Genomic DNA, 19,454 nt, shown 5'->3' on the forward strand with positions numbered 1-19,454 from the left:
AGAAAATAAGGAATGAAAGAAATATTAAAACCCTGGCAGGGGTGGTTATTGTTCGGTCTTGCAATGGTTATTGTTTTTACGTTGGGGGTAGTCATTTCATTCTTGATGGAACACAGGACGGAAGTCGTAGATGTGGTTTATAACAAAAAGACAGAGATAACCGGAATAGAAGCACGCAGTTCTCTCTTCTCCGATAACTATCTTCGTGAATATAAGACGTGGGTAGATACCACATCAAACGATTTGCGCAACGATATGAATGGAAGGATATCTATTGATGTTTTGGCACAGCATCCCGAAATGGTCGTTTTATGGGCCGGCTATGCTTTTTCTAAAGATTATACTTCACCACGCGGACATATGTATGCTGTGGATGATTTAAGACATTCGCTTCGTACCGGTGCTCCCATGCATGCTGATGACGGTCCTCAGCCTGCAAGCTGCTGGATGTGTAAAAGTCCCGATGTTCCCCGTATGGTGGCAGTTATCGGGGTGGATTCCTTTTATAATAATAAGTGGGCTACATGGGGAGCGGAAATTGTAAATCCCATCGGATGCGTCGATTGCCATGAACCTAAGAATATGAAGCTACATATCAGTCGCCCGTCACTTGTCGAAGCCTTTCAACGTCAGGGCAGAGACATCGCGAAAGCTACCCCGCAAGAGATGCGTTCATTGGTCTGTGCCCAGTGTCATTCGGAATATTATTTCAAAGGTGATATAAAATATCCGACTTATCCCTGGGATAAAGGTTTCACTGTCGAAGATTTAGAGAAGTATTATGATGAAATCGGATTTACTGACTATATTCATAAGTTGAGCCGTGCTCCTATACTGAAGGCGCAGCATCCAGACTATGAGATTTACCAAATGGGCATTCACGGTCAACGCGGTGTGTCATGTGCCGACTGTCATATGCCTTACAATGACGAAGGCGGAATAAAATACAGCGACCATCATATTCAGAATCCGTTAGCTGTGACTGAACGTACTTGTCAGACTTGCCATCGCGACAACAAGGAAACGCTCTGTAAAAATGTATATGAACGTCAGCGAAAGGCAAATGAACTGCGTGCCCTTTTAGAAATAGAATTGACTAGGGCACACATCGAAGCTAAATTTGCCTGGGATAAAGGAGCTACTGAAAACGAAATGAAAAACGTTTTGCAGTTGATTCGCCAGGCACAATGGAGATGGGATTTTGGCGTTTCCTCTCATGGCGGTTCTTTTCATGCTCCGCAGGAAACAATGCGTATTTTAGGTCATGGATTGAATAAGGCATTTCAGGCACGTATGGCTATCAGCAAAACCCTGGTATCGCACGGATATACAGATGATGTCCCGCTTCCTGACCTTTCAACAAAGGAAAAGGCGCAGCAATATATCGGTTTGGATATACCTGCTGAAAGAGCTGCAAAAGAAAAATTCCTGAAAGAAGTCGTTCCTGAATGGCTTCAGAAAGCAAAGGCAAACGGACGCATAGCGAATTAGAATTTATTTTCGCTATATTTGCCTGCAAAACAGATCAATGTACACTGAATATCATCCCTCTCATTTGCTTTCTCCCTATATTGATAATTATTGGGAACTGAAAGGTACTCCGGAATATGGTATGCGTATCCATATCCTGCCGGATGGCTGTACCGATTTTATTTTTACGTTGGGAGAGGTAGCTGAGGCAGTGGAAAAGGAGAGCCTGATTATGCAACCTTATCGTTCTTACTTTGTAGGACCGATGACAAAATTCTCCGAACTGGTCACTTATGCTGAGTCTGTTCATATGTTTGGTATCCGCTTTCTGCCTTGCGGATTGTCCTGCTTCACCAAACTGCCTTTGCATGAGTTTGTGAACAGCAGAATCAATACAGGGGAGATGAGGGCTGTTTTTGATGACACTTTTGTTGAAAGGCTATGCGAGCAGGAGCACATAGAGGGACGGATACGGTTGGTGGAAGGATATCTACTGGCATATTTGGCTCGTCATTACCAGTCTGCCGATTCCCATGTCGCCATGGCGGTAAATATGATTAACCAGTCTGGCGGCAAACGTTCAGTCCGCAGCCTGATGGACGAAGTTTGTTTATGCCAGCGTCATTTCGAACGAAAGTTCAAGTATTACACCGGATACACTCCTAAAGAGTACAGCCGCATTATCAAATTCAAGAATGCCGTAGAACTCTTGAGAAATACCACACCTTCCAATCTGCTGACTACGGCGATTAATGCGGGATATTACGATTTGGCGCATTTTTCAAAAGAGATTAAGTCCTTGTCGGGCAGTACTCCCACGTCATTTCTTTCGCTTACCGTGCCGGAAGATACTACGCTGACCTATATCGAATCAGGAAGATAGGCTGGTAAAAGTCGATTTTTTACAATAGAAAAGAACTTCACGCCGTTATCTTTGCAACCGTAATATAAATCCAATAAGATTATGTCAACAAAAACAATGAAAGAGAAAGCGACCGAGTTGTTGCAGAGATGTGAAGTTGTAGTGCTTGCTTCTGTAAATAAAGAGGGATATCCCCGTCCCGTGCCAATGAGCAAGATTGCAACAGAAGGTATCTCTACCATTTGGATGTCAACCGGAGCGGATTCCTGGAAAACTATTGATTTTCATGCCAATCCGAAAGCAGGTCTTTGCTTTAATGAAAAAGGAGACAGTGTGGTGCTGACAGGAGAAGTGGAAGTCGTAACGGATGAACAGCAGAAGCTGGCACTGTGGCAGGATTGGTTTATCAACCATTTTCCCGGTGGTCCGACTGACCCGAATTACGTATTACTGAAATTTACATCAAATCATGCGACCTACTGGATTAACGGGACATTTATCCATAAAAAGATAGATTAGCTGTCCTGCATACACAGAAACTATAAAAAAGGAGTATGTCCTGCACGTATCTGTTCCGGGATTGTCCGGTCATACTCCTGTAGTGGAAATTCCGTATGTTCGGGGTATGAACAGGTCGTTTCCCTTTGATAAGTTCCTGAACTATTATGCTCGAAATATCTGATTTCTGCGATATAAGGAATACCATTCTCCATGACAATATCAATCTGATAATAAATCTTCCAGCCCATTCCTGCAGAAAGCCCCAGGCTAAATCCCGAATCGCTTCTTTCTAACCTTTCGCAACAAATATCCGGCGTTGAATAGGTTTCATTCGAAATGACATTATCATATACATTTTTCTTTCCATCGTGCTTGATAAGCAATAAGCGGTCGGAGTAGATAGATTGCCCGTTATCCAGGGTTTCGGGTGTCATTGTAACAGGAGATAAAGTCGCCACATATGTATTGCCATACGAAAGGCTGTCGATGACTGTATAATAATTGGAAACGACATATCCCCATAATTGATGATAACCTTTATAAGCGGGCGGACAATTCTTGACACAAATAGTATCGGACTTCAAACGAGGTTGATATTGCTCCTCTTGTCCATAGCTGTAGATAGCACAGATTAATAAGATGGCAAGTACACTTATCTTTGTTGTTCTCATATATTCAATTATAAGGTCTGAAAGAAAAAAGAGAGAAACACTTCCTTTCTAAAGAAGGAGCGTTTCTCTCTTTCTAGTAGTTGGATAGATAGTACATCTATTCTCCGTGATTCATTTAGAATTCAAACTTCTCCAGTTTCATTTCAGCTAATTCCTGAATGATACCTACGTACTTGGCAAAATGAGGAGATTTCTCGTGAGCTGCCAGTACTTCAGTATTCTGCCATGTTTCGCAAATCATGAAAACGTCGTGACGGGTACTGCTTTCGAAAGTATCATAAGCAATGCATCCTTCTTCTTTCAAAGAACAAGCAGTCAGTTCCTTAGCTGCTTCAATCGCTTTTTCGCGGTTTGTCTCGCTTACACGGACAAAAACATTTAATCTTATCATAGCCTTTATTATTAAATGATTGAAAATTACTTTATCACATCTCTGTGAATAAATCGTAGGCAAAGATAGTGTTTTTGCGCATTTCCGGCTAGCTTGTTCTTTAAATTTCACCAAAACGTCATACAATCATAAAAAAACAATTATGGAAGATATTATTTTGATACATAGAAAGTGTCTGCTGGATATCTTAGGATAAAGTCTGTATTATGGATTTTTTTTATAGCTTTGTGAAATGATGGTATGAAGAAAGTGTAACACTATAATAATCGAAGATATGAAAAAAGTATTTTTATTGGCTTTTGCTTTGTTTGCATGGAGTGTAGTTATGAATGCTCAGGAAAGTGACGGAAGATATATTGAAGTGACCGGTTCTTCAGAGATAGAAGTCGTGCCGGATGAAATACATTTTCTGATTCAGATAAAGGAATATTGGGAAGAAGAATATACCGGTAAATCAACGAAAGAAGAAGATTTCCGGACCAAAGTTCCATTGGCTATGATAGAGAAAGATTTGCGTAAAAGTTTGCGTAAAATAGGAATATCGGATGAGGCTATCCGTACACAGGAAGTAGGGGACTATTGGCGTCAGAGAGGAAAGGAATTTCTGATAGGCAAGCAACTGGATATCCGGCTCACAAATTTTGAGCAAATCAATTCCATTATCCGTTCAGTCAATACATGGGGAATTGAGTCCATGCGTATCGGCGAACTGAAACATCAGGATTTGCCGATGTACAGGAAACAGGGGAAGATTGAAGCATTGAAAGCAGCCCGTGAGAAAGCATCTTATTTGGTGGAAGCAATGGGGCAGCAGTTGGGTGAAGTTATTCGTATCATCGAACCTGCCGACAATAACATAAGCCGTTATCTTCCTTTTCAGGCACAGAGCAATGTCAGCATGGGTACGGCAGCTACCGAACAGTATCGTGTCATCAAACTAAGATATGAAATGACCGCCCGTTTTGCTATTAAATAAAAAAAGTCTATCTTTGTCGCATGACAAAAAATAATAAATCGGATTTGGTTTAGTAAACAGTCTGTGTCTCTGACACGGATTGTCCCTTCCTTTACTCTCGGATAATTCCTTTCGAGGGTATTCTTTGTGTCTTTATAATTTCAATTTTTAACTGGCGTACAATGGCGAAAAAGGCATTGTTATGCTTCCAACGTGTACGCCCTATATACATTACGATAATGAATAACGAAAATAATACAATTCACGGAATCGACGTAGATTTAATTTGCAATTTCTTTTTAAATACAGAACGTCAAGGTCCGGGAAGCCCCGAAGCAACCCTTAAAGCATTAAGTTTTATAGATAACCTCACCGACCAATCCATGATTGCTGATCTTGGCTGCGGAACAGGCGGACAGACGATGAACCTGGCACAACATACGCCGGGACACATCACAGGAATCGACTTTTTCCCGGGATTTATTGACCGGTTCAATACGAATGCCGGTAAACTGAATCTTCAGGATAGAGTGAAAGGCATCGTTGGTTCAATGGACAACCTGCATTTTCGGGAAGAAGAACTAGACCTGATTTGGTGCGAAGGAGCTATCTATAATATCGGCTTTGAACGAGGTCTGAACGAGTGGCGCAAATACTTGAAAACAGGAGGATATATCGCAGTTTCTGAAAGTGCGTGGTTTACCGCGGAACGTCCGGCGGAGATTCATAATTTTTGGATGGAAGCCTATTCGGAGATAGATACGATTCCCAATAAAGTAGCCCAAATTCAGAAAGCCGGGTATATTCCCGTTGCTACCTTTATCCTGCCGGAGACTTGCTGGACAGAGCATTATTTCGCTCCACTGGCTAAAGCCCGGGAGATTTTTATTCATCAGCATGCAGGAAATAAAACCGTTGAGGAACTGATAAAGTTCCAACATTATGAAGAAGAGTTATACAGTAAGTATAAGGAATTCTACGGTTATGTATTCTTCATCGCAAAAAAGATAGAACAATGATAAATTTGAATATTTACGGTTGGAATGAGATGCTAGCCCAACTAAAACAAGAGTCAACATACAGTGCACTGATTCATGGTCGCGTATCTATAGTTCACCGGACATGCTACGACGTAGTTTCAGAAAATGGCTTGTTTCAGTGTGAATTCACAGGAAACATGATGTATGGGAAATCGGAACATGAATTGCCCTGCACAGGTGATTGGGTAATCTTTCAACCATTCGATGAGAATAAAGGGATTATAGTTGATATGTTATCTCGTGAACGGACATTATATCGCAAGAAAAATGGAACAGTTGCCGATAAGCAAGCCATAGCTTCTTATGTCGATAAGGCATTTATTGTGCAAAGTCTTGATGATAATTTCAATGTCCGCAGAGTAGAACGGTTTATGGCTCAGATATTGGAAGAAAAGATCAGTCCCGTATTGATACTCAATAAAGCTGATTTAGTCTTTGACAATCAGAGTATAGAAGAACAGATTAAGCATATTGCCAGTCAGATACCCGTATTTTTTACGAGTATCCATCAGCCTCAAACGATTCTCCGGCTGCGAGAATCCATATCAAAAGGCGAAACAGTTGTCTTTGTCGGCTCTTCAGGTGTTGGGAAAAGCTCTTTGGTGAATGCCCTTTGTGAAGAATCTGTGTTGTTAACCTCTGATATAAGCCTGTCCACGGGAAAAGGACGACACACTTCGACCCGTCGGGAAATGGTATTGATGGGCGATTCGGGTGTTTTAATCGACACTCCGGGTGTTCGTGAATTTGGCTTGGCTATTGACAATCCCGATTCATTGGCTGAAGTACTGGAAATCTCCGACTATGCTGAAACATGTCGTTTCAAAGACTGCAAGCATATCAACGAGCCCGGTTGTGCTGTTTTAGAAGCGGTCAACAGCGGTGCATTAGACTATAAAGTTTATGCTAGCTATTTAAAACTTTGCCGGGAAGCATGGCACTTCTCTGCTTCCGAACATGAGAAACGTAAAAAGGAGAAATCCTTCACAAAACTCGTAGAAGAAGTAAAGAATCGCAAGGCAAATCGCTAATCTCTATTTAAACGATGCAGGTATCCCCGGATGCCTGCATTATTTATATTCACTTATATCCATATGTGCATGATTTTGGTTTTTATGCTTCGTGCAAATATATGGTTGCCACTTTTTTAGGGCCATCATAGACATCTAAAAAATCAATTGATTTTAAAATATCATGTGGTGCATGTTCGAATAAAAAAGATACTTCACAATCACTTATATATTCGTTGGGTTCAAGCAAAAACACTTTTATACTCCACCACGAAGGATTTATTTGTGGCAAAAAAGTTACCGCATAACAAATTTCTTGTATCGGGGGAACTTTTAAGCCACCTTCTTCTGATTTTAGCCAATATATTTTTCCTTCTTTTCCCATTATTAGTCTGTTCTTTTATATATAATTCCTCTTTCTTTATTTCATATCTTCTATTGATAACGATTAATACTTTGTGATGATTTATAAAGAGCCTTTTTATCGTTTGTTGTCGTATTTACTTGTAAAGAGCAGTTTTCCTTTCTGCGTATATTGTTTTATGAAATCACCTTTGCTGAAAGTGTACGTATTCCTGTCATGCTCATACTGTTTCCACAAATCAAGTTTAAGTCGTTCATATTCTTTGGCAATGGCAATATTGGCTTGAAGATAATCTCTGAAATACAATTCATCATTATCCCCTTCATAACATAAGTGCAGATGAAATACCCGTTCGGCGAATCCTTGTAAAGTATAACCTTTATTGAAATCAATGCGACTCTCATTTTCTGCCATGCAGAGATAGCCGCATCTTTCAATTGCGTCTTTCAAGTTGTCGAGTTTTTCTTCTCTTGGAACTTCCATAAGTATATCTATGATAGGTTTTGCCCAAATCCCTTTGATAGCTGTACTACCGATATGACTAATACGCTGAATATAGGGAAGTTCCTCTTTCAGTAATTCCGCTTCTTCATTATACCAGTTTTCCCAACAATCTTGATGTGCAGTCAAGACTATGGGGAATAATTGCCAAAGTTCTTCTAAAGACAATTCTATTAATTTTTTATTCTTCATATCATGTCTCAATTATTGCTAATGAGATGTGACTAATCATTTTGAGTGATTAGCCACACATTATCGGCATATTCATTTTTTTCTTTCAATTAAAAATTAGACATTCTATTCTCATCTTTATAAATAAATGCTCTTTTCATAATATTTATTGTTGGAAGGGAGATAAAAATATATCTACTACCTACAAAAGTATAAAAACTGCTGGCTTATCACCTATATGTATCTGTCTTTCTTCTGTATTCCTGCAAAATAACTCCCGTTCATTCATTTTTTTACTGTTTTTTCTTCAAAAGAGCAAAAAAGTTTTAGTTACGCAAAAAGGCTGCGCACCACTACATCTATCTTTGTCGAAGAAACAAGAAAAACAGGTCAAGTACAGGTTACTTCAATAACTCTTTTAAGGTATGGAAATCACTCGTGCGATTATCCGTTTTCCTGTTTCGCAAAGGGGCAGTAGCTCAGTGGGTAGAGCATCATCTTTTAATCTTGAGATTATCTTGATGAAAGAAGGTCAATTAAGATTTACTTCTATCCCGTGACTGTCGCCGGTTCGACTCCGGCCTGCTCCACAAAAAAATAAATATAGAGGTAGGACAGTAGCTTCGGGATTATCTGAAATGAGGTCAACCGGGGCTTACTTCTTAACGGTGGTTATCGCTGGTTCGAATCCGGCCTGTTCTACCTCTTTTTATAAACTAAGGTCAAGGAAGGCTTACTTCAAAAACTGCAGGAATGCTCCATTGATTCACAGTCTCCCGATTACCTTACTTAAAAAACACAAAGTATGAAAAAAGATTTGTTGAAAGTATCTATCAGGCAGAATGCAATCTATTTGCCTTCGATAGAAGGAGAAAAAAAGCGGGAAGCGTTGACTTCGACTACCATAGCATTGGTAGCCCAACTCCGTAAAGTAGGATATACTTTGTCCGAAGAACTGCTGCATGCCGTCAATCAGTTGCATCCGGCTCAACAGGTAGAGATTCTCCAAGTAATGAAAGAAGCCTTGGGCGTGGCGCTCAACTGGGCTCCATTAGTGAAAGGTTGGGATACACCTACCGGAGAAACCGGTTTAGACCATTTGGTTACGTGGATTGCCAATCTGTTCAATAGTAAGAAAGGCGTGAAGCTCCCTTGCGGACACGTGATTCCCGATAATACATTCCCTTTGGAGAGGTACAACGGTTGCCCGTTCTGCGGAACTCCGTTCCAAACGGCCACTACGGAATACTTCGGACAGGGAAGCAAACTGAAAACCCTGGAACTTTGGCAGGATAAGGAACTGAATGCTTTCTTCTGCGACTTGCTTGAATCGCGTACGGCTCTTGACGCTACGCAAGTGGATAGCTTGAAGATAATGCTTGGCAAACTTTCGTTGCCGGCAGTCAACATCAAGATGAAGGAGACTTTGATGCTGGTGATAGATACATTGGTGGAGCAGGATAGGGCGCAGGAAGCGCAAATCTATTTCTCTACTCCGAATGATATATTGCGTTATCTGTGGTATAAGAAAACCGGGTTCCTGCAAATCATAGAGCCTAAGACTATTATCCGTAAGGCAGGTAGAAACAATGCGCATATGTGTGGAGCTTTGGACAAAAGTAGTTCGTCGGCTCAGGCGAAGCGTGAGGAACTGAAGTTGAAATATACCCGCCGTGAATGTAAGATGGTGGCTCTTTGGTTGAACAACCTGACGATGAATCCCGAAAAGTCCTGCGAAACCATGCATCCGAAAAGAGAAATGTGGGTGCGTATGATACGTGCATTGCGTTTGGCGGAATATGCCCGTAAGCCGGGATTTGAGAGTCTGAAGGAGTTGATGGATATATTCTACTGCCAGGCATATATGGTATGGCAGGGAGAAGTGGAGCGCTACCGTTTGAAGGCGGATGCGGAACAGACATTCGCTCTGTTGAAACAACGACCGGGTATGTTTGCACGTTCCTTATTTGCCAATATGCTTTGGTTCGGGCCGGAAGATACGCTGGCTGCATTCAAGGAAGTTGTTCATTTGTTGCCGGCACGTTTGGTAGTCACTTTGGGTATGTATGCGGAGAACTACTTTGAACCCGGACGTAAGAGAATGGTGAAACCTTTAGGAGGAAATGCTCTTTTGATAGAACCGCACTACCTGGTGGCGCTGTATATGGAAGAGCAGCTGAAAGCAATGGTGAAGGATGTACAGGACTTGTGTAAGGAAGTCGTGGCTGCCCGTTTCGCCAACGCGGCTACCGAAGGTGAAAACAAAAGTATGTATATTGATCCTATGTTGTTCCATATCCCGTTGTCTATCGGCGACCGTAGCGAAACAATTCAGGATACTTCCTGTGCATTGCAGGGAACACGTTTCCCGGTAGAAGGGGATAAAGTGCGATTGTTCATGCAGTGGGGAAAGGGGCTTCCGGCACAGCATCTTGATATGGACTTGAGTTGTCATATCACTTTGCCTTCAACGACGGAAGTTTGTTCTTACTTCAACCTGCGGGCTATTGGCGCCAAGCATAGCGGAGATATCCGAAGCATCCCCGACAAGAAAGGTACTGCGGAATATATCGAGCTGGATTTGAATGAACTGAACCGTGTAGGTGCGCAGTATGTTGCTTTCACTTGCAATGCGTATAGTAACGGGACTATCTCTCCTAATTTGGTAGTCGGTTGGATGGACTCGGCTTATCCTATGAAAATATCGGAGAGAACAGGAGTAGCTTACGACCCTTCTTGCGTGCAGCATCAGGTGCGTGTTTCCCAAAGTTTACAGAAAGGACTTGTTTTCGGAGTCTTGAAAGTGAAAGAAAGGGAAATCGTTTGGCTGGAAGTTCCTTTTGGTGGACAGACTGTGCTTTCTTTGGATACACAAGCTATCGAAAAGTACTTGGATAAACTGGAAGCGAAAACAACCGTAGGTGAACTGTTGGCAATCAAAGCGCAGGCACAGGAGTTGAAGTTGGTTGATACCCCGGAAGCGGACGAAGTATATACCCGTGAATGGGCATTGAATACTGCTGCTGTGACTAAGTTACTGTTAGGTGATTAATTTCTAAAGAGGAATAAACTTTTTCCTCTTTAGATTTAAAGGTCGCATCGCATAAAGTTGTACCTTTGTATGCGATAGATTAATCGTCTGACTATAGTGATTCTTTCGTCTGACTGTAGTTGAACTTTCGTATGACTATAGTCAGACGAAAAGGTAACTATAGTCAGACGATTAATTATATGTATAGTTGGAGTTAAATCCCTGCATTTACAGGATTAAACGCAGGGAAAAAGATGATAGATATATAAACCCAATAAAACAAAGAAGCTAATGAGCGCATATTATGATTTGTACGAAACACCGGATGTTCAGAATACAGGAGAACAACAACCCCTTCATGCCCGCATCGTCCCAAGTGGAACTTATTCAAGGAAAGATTTTTTGGAACGTGTAGCCCGTTCTTCCCAAACTTTTAATTATAACGTAATAGATGCGGTAGTAGGAGTTGTAATAGATGAACTTTCCGAAGCTCTTGCGGAAGGACACATCGTTGAACTTGGGGAACTCGGTCATCTCAGTATTTCTTTGAAGTGTACCAATAAAGTTATGGATAAGCGGGATATTCGCTCGGAATCCATTAGCTTGGATAACGTACATCTGCGTACTTCCAAAGAGTTCAAAAGAAAAATAAGGCGTGAAATGGAATTGGAACGTGTGGAGAAATCTAAGCACGCACCCCGTAAAGTTGAGTTTCCCATAGAACAACGCCAGCAGATGTTACAGGAATTTTTGAAAAGTAACGGCGGTATTACCCGACTGGAATATAGTCGACTGACCGGACTTTCCCGATTGAAAGCGATTGATGATTTGAATGCTTTTATAAAGAACGGTATTCTTCGTAAGCGTGGTGCGGGAAGGACGGTGTTTTATGTTTGGAAACAGGAGGAATGATATAATCAAATCAAAGATTTCTTCGTGTTATTACTAACAATTTTGTACCTTTGTTTGTCTATAGAAAAAACAGTTTGATTATGGCAAGAATAACGATTCCTTATGCAGTGGCAGATTTTATAGATCTTCGTGAACGTGGATTCTATTATGTGGATAAAACAAAATATATTTCGTGTCTTGAAGATTATAATGCTCCAGTCTTTCTACGTCCACGTCGTTTTGGAAAGAGTCTGTTAGTTTCTACCTTGGCTTGCTATTACGACCGTACGAAAGCGCATCGGTTTGAAGAGCTGTTTGGCGGCACATGGATTGGCGACCATCCTACGCCGGAGCACAATCAATATATGATAATCCGTTATGACTTCTCTGCAATGGTAATGTCAGACAGCATTCAAGGACTTGCACAGAATTTTAGTGACTTGAATTGTGGCCCGGTAGAAGTAATGGTAGCACATAATCGTGATTTATTTGGTGATTTTGAATTTACCAGTCGCGGAGATGCGTCTAAAATGTTGGAAGAAGTACTAACCTATGCCCGCTCTCACGAACTGCCTAAAGTTTATATTTTGATTGATGAATATGATAATTTCACCAATCAGTTACTTACTGCCTATAATGATCCACTTTATGAAGAAGTTACCACCAATGACAGCTTTTTGCGTACTTTCTTTAAAGTAATCAAAAAGGGTATCGGAGAAGGTAGCATTCGTACCTGTTTTTGTACAGGTGTGTTGCCTGTCACTATGGATGATTTGACCAGTGGATATAATATTGCGGAGATATTGACTCTTGAACCCAATTTTTTGAATATGCTTGGGTTCACATATGAAGAGACAGAGATATATCTGCGTTATGTACTTGATAAATATTCCACGGGACAGGAACGTTTTGATGAAATTTGGCAGCTAATTGTAAGCAACTATGATGGTTACCGTTTCCGTCCCAATGGTGATAGATTATTTAATGCCACTATCCTTACTTACTTCTTTAAGAAATTCGCAGCTAATGCCGGCAGTATTCCCGATGAATTAGTAGATGAAAATCTACGTACGGACATTAATTGGATTCGTAGACTGACTCTTTCACTGGATAATGCCAAAGCAATGTTGGATGCATTGATTATTGATGATGAGCTATCTTATAATGTAGCCGACCTTGCCAGCAAGTTTAATAAGAAGAAATTTTTTGATAAAGAATTTTATCCTATCAGTCTGTTCTATTTGGGAATGACAACACTGAAAGATAATTTTGTGACAACATTGCCCAATATGACTATGCGTAGTGTGTATATGGACTATTATAATCAATTGAACAGGATAGAAGGCAATGCGCAGCGTTATGTTCCGGTGTATCGAAAATATGATTCCAATCGGAGTTTGGAACCACTGGTACAGAACTATTTTGAGCAATATTTAGGACAATTCCCTGCGCAAGTCTTTGATAAGATAAATGAAAACTTTATCCGGTGTTCTTTTTATGAACTGGTGTCACGTTATCTGAGCAGTTGCTATACTTTTGCTATCGAACAGAATAATTCCGTAGGTCGGTCAGACTTTGAAATGACCGGTATTCCCGGTACGGATTACTATACGGACGACCGTGTCGTAGAGTTTAAATACTATCGTGCAAAAGAAGCGGAAAAAATGTTAGCACTTGCCCAGCCGTTCACCGAACATATAGAGCAAGTGAAAAGATACGGAGAAGATACAAAGAAAAAGTTTCCTAACTATAATGTGCGGACATACGTAGTCTACATCTGTGCCAATAAGGGATGGAAATGTTGGGAAGTATAACACATATTAAGTCTGATAATTTGCTGATTATTTTTCATTCCGATTATTTACCCCGCTATTCTATTAACTAATAGAGGGAGAATGTAGTGGAAGATAAATATGAGGGTATTGTTATTAATGACATTCATATCTTTTTCCTAATGAGTTAATTTATTTTGCTCAACAGTTGATGGGGGACTTACTCAACTGATGTTTGTAGTGAAGACCTTTCAAAGCACAGAGTCTTTCATAATTCTGTAGTGAATCTTGCTAGCAGTATTGTAACATATTGTTTCTTTCCTAAAAAACGGAGTTGCAATTAGCAAAAAGTGGTTGATGCTAAGTTGACTTTATTTAAAATAATTTATCAAATTGACGATATTTAAAATTGGGAATACAAGATTGAACAGAAAAAGATCGAAGGTGGATAAAAGGGGATTTAAAAATACTCTAATTTTAAGGTTATAGGTTTAATAGGCTAAAAAGTTCTTCCACTTAAGAACGTTTTTTGACTAATTAAATATAGAATTCTATCGTATAATCCTAAAACCGTAATAATACATTTTTTCTTCATACTTAATTCTGTTACTTTTGTAGAAGAGTAGTTTGTTATTGATATGTAATATATACGATTATGAGTAAAAAAGGACTTGTTACAATTTTGATGATAACTTTATATTGTGTATTGTTCTTGTGTAGCTGTAGAACTTCAATTAAAGTTTCTGATACTAAATCTAAGGGGATTGATATCCGGTATAAAAAAATACCACAACTAGTTTTGATTTTAGATAAAGAATCTTTTGATGAAGTTTATGCGCGGAAAGTATATATGCATAAAAATAGAAATAATAGATATATAAATAACGATTCATATGAGAATGCTCTAATGGCATTTGAAACAAATTATAGGAGCAAAATAGAGCCTTTCGATGAAAATGAACATTATGGCTATATACGATGTAAGCTTTTAGATTATACTTTGAAAGATCCATTATGGCCAGCTTTTGTAGATGGTTTTTTTCTATCTGTTCCTCTCTTCTTAGGTATGCCATTAGCGTATGCGAAGGCAGAAGAATCTATTGAAATACAAATTCTAAACTTGAATAATGAAATCGTGAAAACATATAGATATAATACGTCATGTAAGAAGAGTAGTAGATTGTATAATGGTTTTCCTCTCAATTACATAGAAGGTTCTATTCTAGGTGCTTTTAAAAAAGCATTAAATACATTTAATCAAGATTTGTTGGCGGATGCCGACAACATAAAGAGGAATCTTATATCTACAGCCAAAGCAATTAAAATGGACTGTTTAGAAGCACAGTATATCGGTGTTGAAAAAGATGAATACTATCAAAAAGGATTTGCTTTAATACAACAGAAAGATTTTATGAATGCAATCAATTGTTTTACAGAATCGTTAAGTAGGTCTCCTTTGTGTGCTCCTTCTTACTTTGGAAGAGCAGTGGCTAAATATAATATGGGAGAATATAGTTCAGCATTGAAAGATATAAATCGTTTGATTCAATTATCTCCTAATGATGATCTTGCATATTATTATAAAGCAGCTATATTGTGCAATTTACGAAAATATACAGAATCTGTTTTTTTTATAACAAAGGCAATTACAATTAATTCTCAAAATGAAGATTATCATTATTTGCATGGAATGATTCTTGAGAAGATGGGATATTTTGATGATGCTATTGCAGAGTATAGGAATGTTTTGACTTTGAATCCGGATCGAGTGGAAGTTGATGATGCAATAACATCTCTTCGTAGAAGAATCAGAAACAAAGAAGACGAGTATTACAAAGCCAATTTGGAAAACCAAATAAAAGCTTTACAAATTCTAAACTCTAGTCTACAAAACCTTGGTGGAGGCTATAGTAATAACAATATTCTTAATAGTACCAATAGTTCGGGAAGTAGAACAAAACTTCAAATACAGAATGACCTTGATAAAGCAAAGCGTTTATTAGAGGATATGAAGAAGAATCAGGATATGCAATATGAAAGAATGAAAAATGATCGAACAAGTGGAATTAGTGGTGCTATATATGTTGATGGGTATGACAGGCTTATAAAAAAGCAAGAACAAAGAATCAGTGGGTTGGAGAATGAATTAAGGAATGCTAAAAAATAAATGATTATTTTGTTGACCATTCTTATTGAAAGTTTTGCTAAACTTTATTTTTCTTGATTATAGTGAGTGTTATAAAGTGTTTAGTAGCAGTTTTCAGCTCCTATGAATTATCATTGAGAATAAAAAAGGGTTTCGTTGTGGTGGATATATCTACACTTATTTGGGGACAAGTGGATGTTTATGATTTAATTTATATATAAACATGAATTCTTTTAATGTAAATGTTAGTACCATAAAGTGATCTATTTAGAAAATAATTGTAAACTTGAAAGAGCTTAATAATGTCACTGATTCTTAGAAAGTTTAGGAATTCGATGTTCTGAGAAATATATCGTGACAAGGAAATATTTGAGTCTCATGAGATTTAAGAAGATAACACATATTAAGACCGATAATTTGCTGATTATTTTTCATACCGGTATATTTGTCTCGCTATTCTATTAACCAATAGAGGGAGAATGTATCAGAAGAAAAATATAAGGGTATATATAGCATGGATGTTATTCATGACATTCATCCCCTTCTTTGTAGTGAAGACCTTTCACTATCATGGAAGCGAGGATGAAAAGTCGTGCTCCCATGCAAAGCATTCTCACAAATCATCCGATGATTGTGCGATATGCCAATATTCCCTTTCTTTCTTTACTGAACCCGCACCGGTAGAATTTCATTGTACATTGACGCTCGTGCCCTACGAGCCGATTATTTATCAGGATAAGGTCGTTTGCAAACGGACTTATTCGCATCGTTTACGCGGACCACCCGTCGCTTGAATCCATAATCAGACATTTTTAATGAAGATAGGTTGACATTCAGCCTGTCCTCACATTCGTTTTACACATTAAATAAAGATTGTAATTGATGCGTATCGGAGTAATTTCGGGCGTACTAGGGTTATTTGTAGCCTTACCCGTCCACGCACAGAAGTCCGATTCAATCAAGAGCATGCTTTTGCCTGATGTTGTGGTGACCGAAACGTACCAGCAACGTCAAGCCAAGAAGTCTGCGCTCACGGTTGAAGTGGTAACTCAGGATTTTCTGCGCAAACATTTTACAGGAAACTTCATGCAGGCGATGGAGAATATTCCCGGCGTACAAGCGATGGATATCGGTTCCGGTTTCTCCAAACCGATGATTCGCGGAATGGGATTCAACCGGATTGCCGTATTGGAGAATGGCGTCAAGCAGGAAGGACAACAATGGGGAGCCGACCACGGACTGGAACTGGATGCTTTCAATATTGAAGCGGTCAATGTGCTGAAAGGCCCGGCTTCACTGCTATACGGCAGCGATGCGATGGGCGGAGTGATTGATATAACCCCGCCACCTGTCCCTGCTGATAACAGCATATTCGGTGACGTCACACTCCTGGGTAAATCCGTCAACGGAACGATAGGCGGCTCACTGATGCTGGGAATCAGGAAGAATGCCTGGTACTCCCATATCCGCTACTCCGAACAGCACTTCGGAGACTATCGTATCCCTGCGGATACCATTGTCTACCTCACGCAAAAAATGCCCGTCTACGGACGCAAGCTAAAGAACACAGCAGGTATCGAACGCAACATCGGATTCTTCACCCAATATCAGCAAAAAGGATATAAAGCGAATTTCTCCGTAAGCAATGTATATCAAAAGACAGGGTTCTTTCCGGGAGCACATGGTGTGCCCGATGCATCCCGCGTAGAAGACGATGGCGACAGTCGTAATATTGAATTGCCATATAGCAAGGTAAATCATCTGAAAGTGACTACCCATCAACAATACGCATGGGAGAAACTAATCCTGTCAGGCGATTTGGGCTTCCAAAACAACCACCGTGAAGAATGGAGCGCCTTCCATACTCACTACGGCTCGCAGTCTGCACCGGAGAAAGACCCGGACAAGGAACTGGCTTTCAACCTGAACACTTACAGCGCTTCGGTAAAAGCTCGCTTTGTCGGCTCTTCCTCATGGGAACATACGCTGGGATGGGACGGACAGCATCAACGGAACGACATTTCCGGTTATTCCTTCTTGCTGCCCGAATACCATCGTTCCACTACGGGATTGCTTTGGCTTACGACTTATAGACCTAATAATGTCCTCTCCATTAGCGGAGGAGCGCGATATGACTACGGACATATCGACATCTCCTCGCATGAAGACGCCTATCTTGCCGATTATCTTCAGAAACAAGGATATGAGCAGGAACAGATAGACTTCTATAAGTGGAACAGCCACGCAGTGAAAAAAGACTTCGGCGATTACTCTTTCTCTCTTGGGCTCGTTTGGACGCCATCTGACAAGCATCTGATAAAGGTAAATGTCGGACGCAGCTTCCGTCTGCCCGGTGCGAACGAGTTGGCCGCCAACGGTGTGCATCACGGAACTTTCCGCCATGAGCAGGGAGACGCAAATTTAAAGTCCGAACAAGGCTGGCAACTGGATGCTTCTTATCATCTGAATTACCGGGGAATCTCTTTTTCCGTTTCCCCCTTTGTCAGTTGGTTCAGCAACTATATCTTCCTGCGGCCTACCGGAGAATGGTCTGTATTGCCCCATGCCGGGCAAATCTACCGCTACACCGGAGCAGAAGCCTTATTCGCGGGAACGGAAGCTACGATAGACGTTCGTTTTCTACGCAACTTCAATTATCGCATCTCCGCCGAATACGTTTACACCTATAATTGTGACGAACATATCCCGTTGAGTTTCTCTCCGCCACCGGGTATGCGGAATACACTGACCTGGCAGTATAAACGCTATATGCTTTATGGCGAATGGCAAAGTATCGCCCGGCAAAACCGTGTAGACCGTAACGAAGACCGTACATCCGGCGCAAACCTGTTTCATTTGGGCGGTTCACTGAACATCCCGATTGGCGGAAACAAGGAAATAGAAATAACCCTGACCGCCCGTAATATCTTCAATACCCGATATTACAATCATCTAAGTTTTTACAGGAAAGTTGAAATCCCCGAACCGGGACGAAACTTTCAGTTATTAATCAAAATTCCATTTAAAAAATTATTGAAATGAAAAATAAATTTTATCTCCCAATGATTGCCATTTTGGCAATGTCGACTTTCGTGTTTTTCTCTTGTGATAACGACGACTCCAGCGATACTACCAAACCGTTGATTGAACTTCACGAACCGGAAGAAGGGCAAGCCCTGGAAATCGGAAATGAACACGGAGTGCATTTTGAACTGGATTTGTCGGATGACGTCATGTTGAAATCCTATAAGATTGAGATACACAATAACTTTGACCACCATCCACACGGTCGTAATAGCAGGGCTGCCGAAGAAACCGTAAATTTCAGTTTCAATAAGTCCTATGATATTTCCGGACAGAAAACGGCGCATATTCATCATCACGACATTATGATACCCGCCAATGCGACTCCGGGAGATTATCATCTGATGGTCTATTGTACGGATGCCGCAGGTAATGAATCTTATGTCGCCCGCAATATCAAATTGAGCAACGACGTGGAAGATGAAGACCATCATCACGACGAATAAAAATGCCTAGGCGAATGAGATGCATAATAAGCAAGCCATGAACTAGCTTTTTTTAGACAAGAGAACAAAAGGACAAAAGAAGAAACGAAGTGCAGAAAAACCTGCATGGAAAATTTGTTCTTTTGTTCTTCTGTCAGAAAAGCTCCAT

At 40.3% G+C, this 19,454-nt stretch carries 17 protein-coding genes and 2 tRNA genes; 15 read left to right on the top strand and 4 right to left on the bottom strand.

Features of this window, described 5'->3' with window-relative positions:
* Positions 1 to 12 precede the first annotated feature (12 nt).
* From nrfA to HC965_RS02215, 3 genes are all read left to right on the top strand, one after another.
* Positions 13 to 1,491, top strand: a complete 1,479-nt coding sequence (nrfA, locus tag HC965_RS02205; protein WP_191029890.1) for an ammonia-forming cytochrome c nitrite reductase — start codon at positions 13 to 15, stop codon at positions 1,489 to 1,491.
* 37 nt (positions 1,492 to 1,528) lie between these two features.
* Positions 1,529 to 2,353, top strand: a complete 825-nt coding sequence (locus HC965_RS02210; protein ID WP_191029891.1) for a helix-turn-helix transcriptional regulator — start codon at positions 1,529 to 1,531, stop codon at positions 2,351 to 2,353.
* Between the two features lie 81 nt (positions 2,354 to 2,434).
* Positions 2,435 to 2,851 carry a pyridoxamine 5'-phosphate oxidase family protein gene (locus tag HC965_RS02215; RefSeq protein WP_191029892.1) on the top strand — a complete coding sequence of 139 codons (417 nt, stop codon included), beginning with the start codon at positions 2,435 to 2,437 and terminating at the stop codon, positions 2,849 to 2,851.
* Positions 2,852 to 2,871: 20 nt separating this feature from the next.
* Here the strand turns inward: HC965_RS02215 and HC965_RS02220 are convergent, their stop codons facing one another.
* Together HC965_RS02220 and HC965_RS02225 are read right to left on the bottom strand one after the other, a co-directional pair.
* Positions 2,872 to 3,504: a hypothetical protein gene (locus HC965_RS02220; protein ID WP_191029893.1), complete on the bottom strand. Its 633-nt coding sequence runs from the start codon at positions 3,502 to 3,504 to the stop codon at positions 2,872 to 2,874.
* 115 nt (positions 3,505 to 3,619) lie between these two features.
* On the bottom strand, positions 3,620 to 3,895 hold the full coding sequence (locus HC965_RS02225) for a putative quinol monooxygenase (RefSeq protein WP_191029894.1): 276 nt from the start codon (positions 3,893 to 3,895) through the stop codon (positions 3,620 to 3,622).
* A gap of 274 nt (positions 3,896 to 4,169) precedes the next feature.
* On the opposite strand from HC965_RS02225, the gene HC965_RS02230 reads away from it, so the two are divergent.
* The 3 genes from HC965_RS02230 (at position 4,170) to rsgA (ending at position 6,921) form a co-directional block, all read left to right on the top strand.
* Positions 4,170 to 4,871, top strand: a complete 702-nt coding sequence (locus tag HC965_RS02230) for an SIMPL domain-containing protein (RefSeq protein ID WP_191029895.1) — start codon at positions 4,170 to 4,172, stop codon at positions 4,869 to 4,871.
* 218 nt (positions 4,872 to 5,089) lie between these two features.
* Complete coding sequence (locus HC965_RS02235; RefSeq protein WP_191029896.1) at positions 5,090 to 5,869, top strand: class I SAM-dependent methyltransferase; 780 nt, start codon at positions 5,090 to 5,092, stop codon at positions 5,867 to 5,869.
* Positions 5,866 to 6,921, top strand: a complete 1,056-nt coding sequence (rsgA, locus tag HC965_RS02240) for a ribosome small subunit-dependent GTPase A (protein ID WP_191029897.1) — start codon at positions 5,866 to 5,868, stop codon at positions 6,919 to 6,921. The genes HC965_RS02235 and rsgA overlap by 4 nt, the downstream gene beginning before the upstream one ends.
* Positions 6,922 to 7,003: 82 nt before the next feature.
* Here rsgA and HC965_RS02245 read toward each other — a convergent pair whose 3' ends face one another.
* Together HC965_RS02245 and HC965_RS02250 are read right to left on the bottom strand one after the other, a co-directional pair.
* Positions 7,004 to 7,285 carry a hypothetical protein gene (locus HC965_RS02245; RefSeq protein WP_191029898.1) on the bottom strand — a complete coding sequence of 94 codons (282 nt, stop codon included), beginning with the start codon at positions 7,283 to 7,285 and terminating at the stop codon, positions 7,004 to 7,006.
* A gap of 96 nt (positions 7,286 to 7,381) precedes the next feature.
* Complete coding sequence (locus HC965_RS02250; protein ID WP_191029899.1) at positions 7,382 to 7,957, bottom strand: GrpB family protein; 576 nt, start codon at positions 7,955 to 7,957, stop codon at positions 7,382 to 7,384.
* Positions 7,958 to 8,404: 447 nt separating this feature from the next.
* Here HC965_RS02250 and HC965_RS02255 point away from each other — a divergent pair.
* From HC965_RS02255 to HC965_RS02295, 9 genes are all read left to right on the top strand, one after another.
* Positions 8,405 to 8,526, top strand: a tRNA-Lys gene (locus HC965_RS02255).
* Between the two features lie 21 nt (positions 8,527 to 8,547).
* Positions 8,548 to 8,638 (top strand) — tRNA-OTHER (locus tag HC965_RS02260).
* 103 nt (positions 8,639 to 8,741) lie between these two features.
* Entirely contained in the window at positions 8,742 to 10,988 is a 2,247-nt protein-coding gene (locus tag HC965_RS02265) for a hypothetical protein (RefSeq protein ID WP_191029900.1), read from the top strand.
* 270 nt (positions 10,989 to 11,258) lie between these two features.
* Positions 11,259 to 11,879 carry a DNA-binding protein gene (locus tag HC965_RS02270; RefSeq protein WP_191029901.1) on the top strand — a complete coding sequence of 207 codons (621 nt, stop codon included), beginning with the start codon at positions 11,259 to 11,261 and terminating at the stop codon, positions 11,877 to 11,879.
* Positions 11,880 to 11,959: 80 nt separating this feature from the next.
* On the top strand, positions 11,960 to 13,672 hold the full coding sequence (locus tag HC965_RS02275; RefSeq protein WP_191029902.1) for an ATP-binding protein: 1,713 nt from the start codon (positions 11,960 to 11,962) through the stop codon (positions 13,670 to 13,672).
* A 613-nt stretch (positions 13,673 to 14,285) separates the two neighbouring features.
* Positions 14,286 to 15,797, top strand: coding sequence for a tetratricopeptide repeat protein (locus tag HC965_RS02280; protein WP_191029903.1), 1,512 nt, complete (start codon positions 14,286 to 14,288; stop codon positions 15,795 to 15,797).
* Between the two features lie 458 nt (positions 15,798 to 16,255).
* Positions 16,256 to 16,570 (top strand): hypothetical protein, encoded by a 315-nt coding sequence (locus HC965_RS02285; RefSeq protein ID WP_191029904.1) that lies wholly within the window; start codon positions 16,256 to 16,258, stop codon positions 16,568 to 16,570.
* Between the two features lie 88 nt (positions 16,571 to 16,658).
* On the top strand, positions 16,659 to 18,818 hold the full coding sequence (locus HC965_RS02290) for a TonB-dependent receptor (RefSeq protein ID WP_191029905.1): 2,160 nt from the start codon (positions 16,659 to 16,661) through the stop codon (positions 18,816 to 18,818).
* On the top strand, positions 18,815 to 19,306 hold the full coding sequence (locus HC965_RS02295) for a DUF4625 domain-containing protein (RefSeq protein WP_191029906.1): 492 nt from the start codon (positions 18,815 to 18,817) through the stop codon (positions 19,304 to 19,306). The genes HC965_RS02290 and HC965_RS02295 overlap by 4 nt, the downstream gene beginning before the upstream one ends.
* Positions 19,307 to 19,454: the final 148 nt, after the last annotated feature.

This window comes from Bacteroides sp. GM023 (genome assembly GCF_014750685.1).
In the GTDB taxonomy this organism is placed as follows: Bacteria; Bacteroidota; Bacteroidia; order Bacteroidales; family Bacteroidaceae; genus Bacteroides.

Excerpts from the sequence above, each read along its gene's own strand:
- HC965_RS02295 (WP_191029906.1), top strand. The coding sequence starts at position 18,815 with ATGAAAAATAAATTTTATCTCCCAATGATTGCCATTTTGGCAATGTCG.
- HC965_RS02230 (WP_191029895.1), top strand. The coding sequence starts at position 4,170 with ATGAAAAAAGTATTTTTATTGGCTTTTGCTTTGTTTGCATGGAGTGTA.
- HC965_RS02245 (WP_191029898.1), bottom strand. The coding sequence starts at position 7,285 with ATGGGAAAAGAAGGAAAAATATATTGGCTAAAATCAGAAGAAGGTGGC.
- HC965_RS02220 (WP_191029893.1), bottom strand. The coding sequence starts at position 3,504 with ATGAGAACAACAAAGATAAGTGTACTTGCCATCTTATTAATCTGTGCT.
- HC965_RS02210 (WP_191029891.1), top strand. The coding sequence starts at position 1,529 with ATGTACACTGAATATCATCCCTCTCATTTGCTTTCTCCCTATATTGAT.
- HC965_RS02290 (WP_191029905.1), top strand. The coding sequence starts at position 16,659 with ATGCGTATCGGAGTAATTTCGGGCGTACTAGGGTTATTTGTAGCCTTA.
- HC965_RS02270 (WP_191029901.1), top strand. The coding sequence starts at position 11,259 with ATGAGCGCATATTATGATTTGTACGAAACACCGGATGTTCAGAATACA.
- HC965_RS02235 (WP_191029896.1), top strand. The coding sequence starts at position 5,090 with ATGAATAACGAAAATAATACAATTCACGGAATCGACGTAGATTTAATT.
- HC965_RS02250 (WP_191029899.1), bottom strand. The coding sequence starts at position 7,957 with ATGAAGAATAAAAAATTAATAGAATTGTCTTTAGAAGAACTTTGGCAA.
- rsgA (WP_191029897.1), top strand. The coding sequence starts at position 5,866 with ATGATAAATTTGAATATTTACGGTTGGAATGAGATGCTAGCCCAACTA.
- HC965_RS02215 (WP_191029892.1), top strand. The coding sequence starts at position 2,435 with ATGTCAACAAAAACAATGAAAGAGAAAGCGACCGAGTTGTTGCAGAGA.
- HC965_RS02265 (WP_191029900.1), top strand. The coding sequence starts at position 8,742 with ATGAAAAAAGATTTGTTGAAAGTATCTATCAGGCAGAATGCAATCTAT.
- HC965_RS02225 (WP_191029894.1), bottom strand. The coding sequence starts at position 3,895 with ATGATAAGATTAAATGTTTTTGTCCGTGTAAGCGAGACAAACCGCGAA.
- HC965_RS02275 (WP_191029902.1), top strand. The coding sequence starts at position 11,960 with ATGGCAAGAATAACGATTCCTTATGCAGTGGCAGATTTTATAGATCTT.
- HC965_RS02285 (WP_191029904.1), top strand. The coding sequence starts at position 16,256 with ATGTATCAGAAGAAAAATATAAGGGTATATATAGCATGGATGTTATTC.
- nrfA (WP_191029890.1), top strand. The coding sequence starts at position 13 with ATGAAAGAAATATTAAAACCCTGGCAGGGGTGGTTATTGTTCGGTCTT.
- HC965_RS02280 (WP_191029903.1), top strand. The coding sequence starts at position 14,286 with ATGAGTAAAAAAGGACTTGTTACAATTTTGATGATAACTTTATATTGT.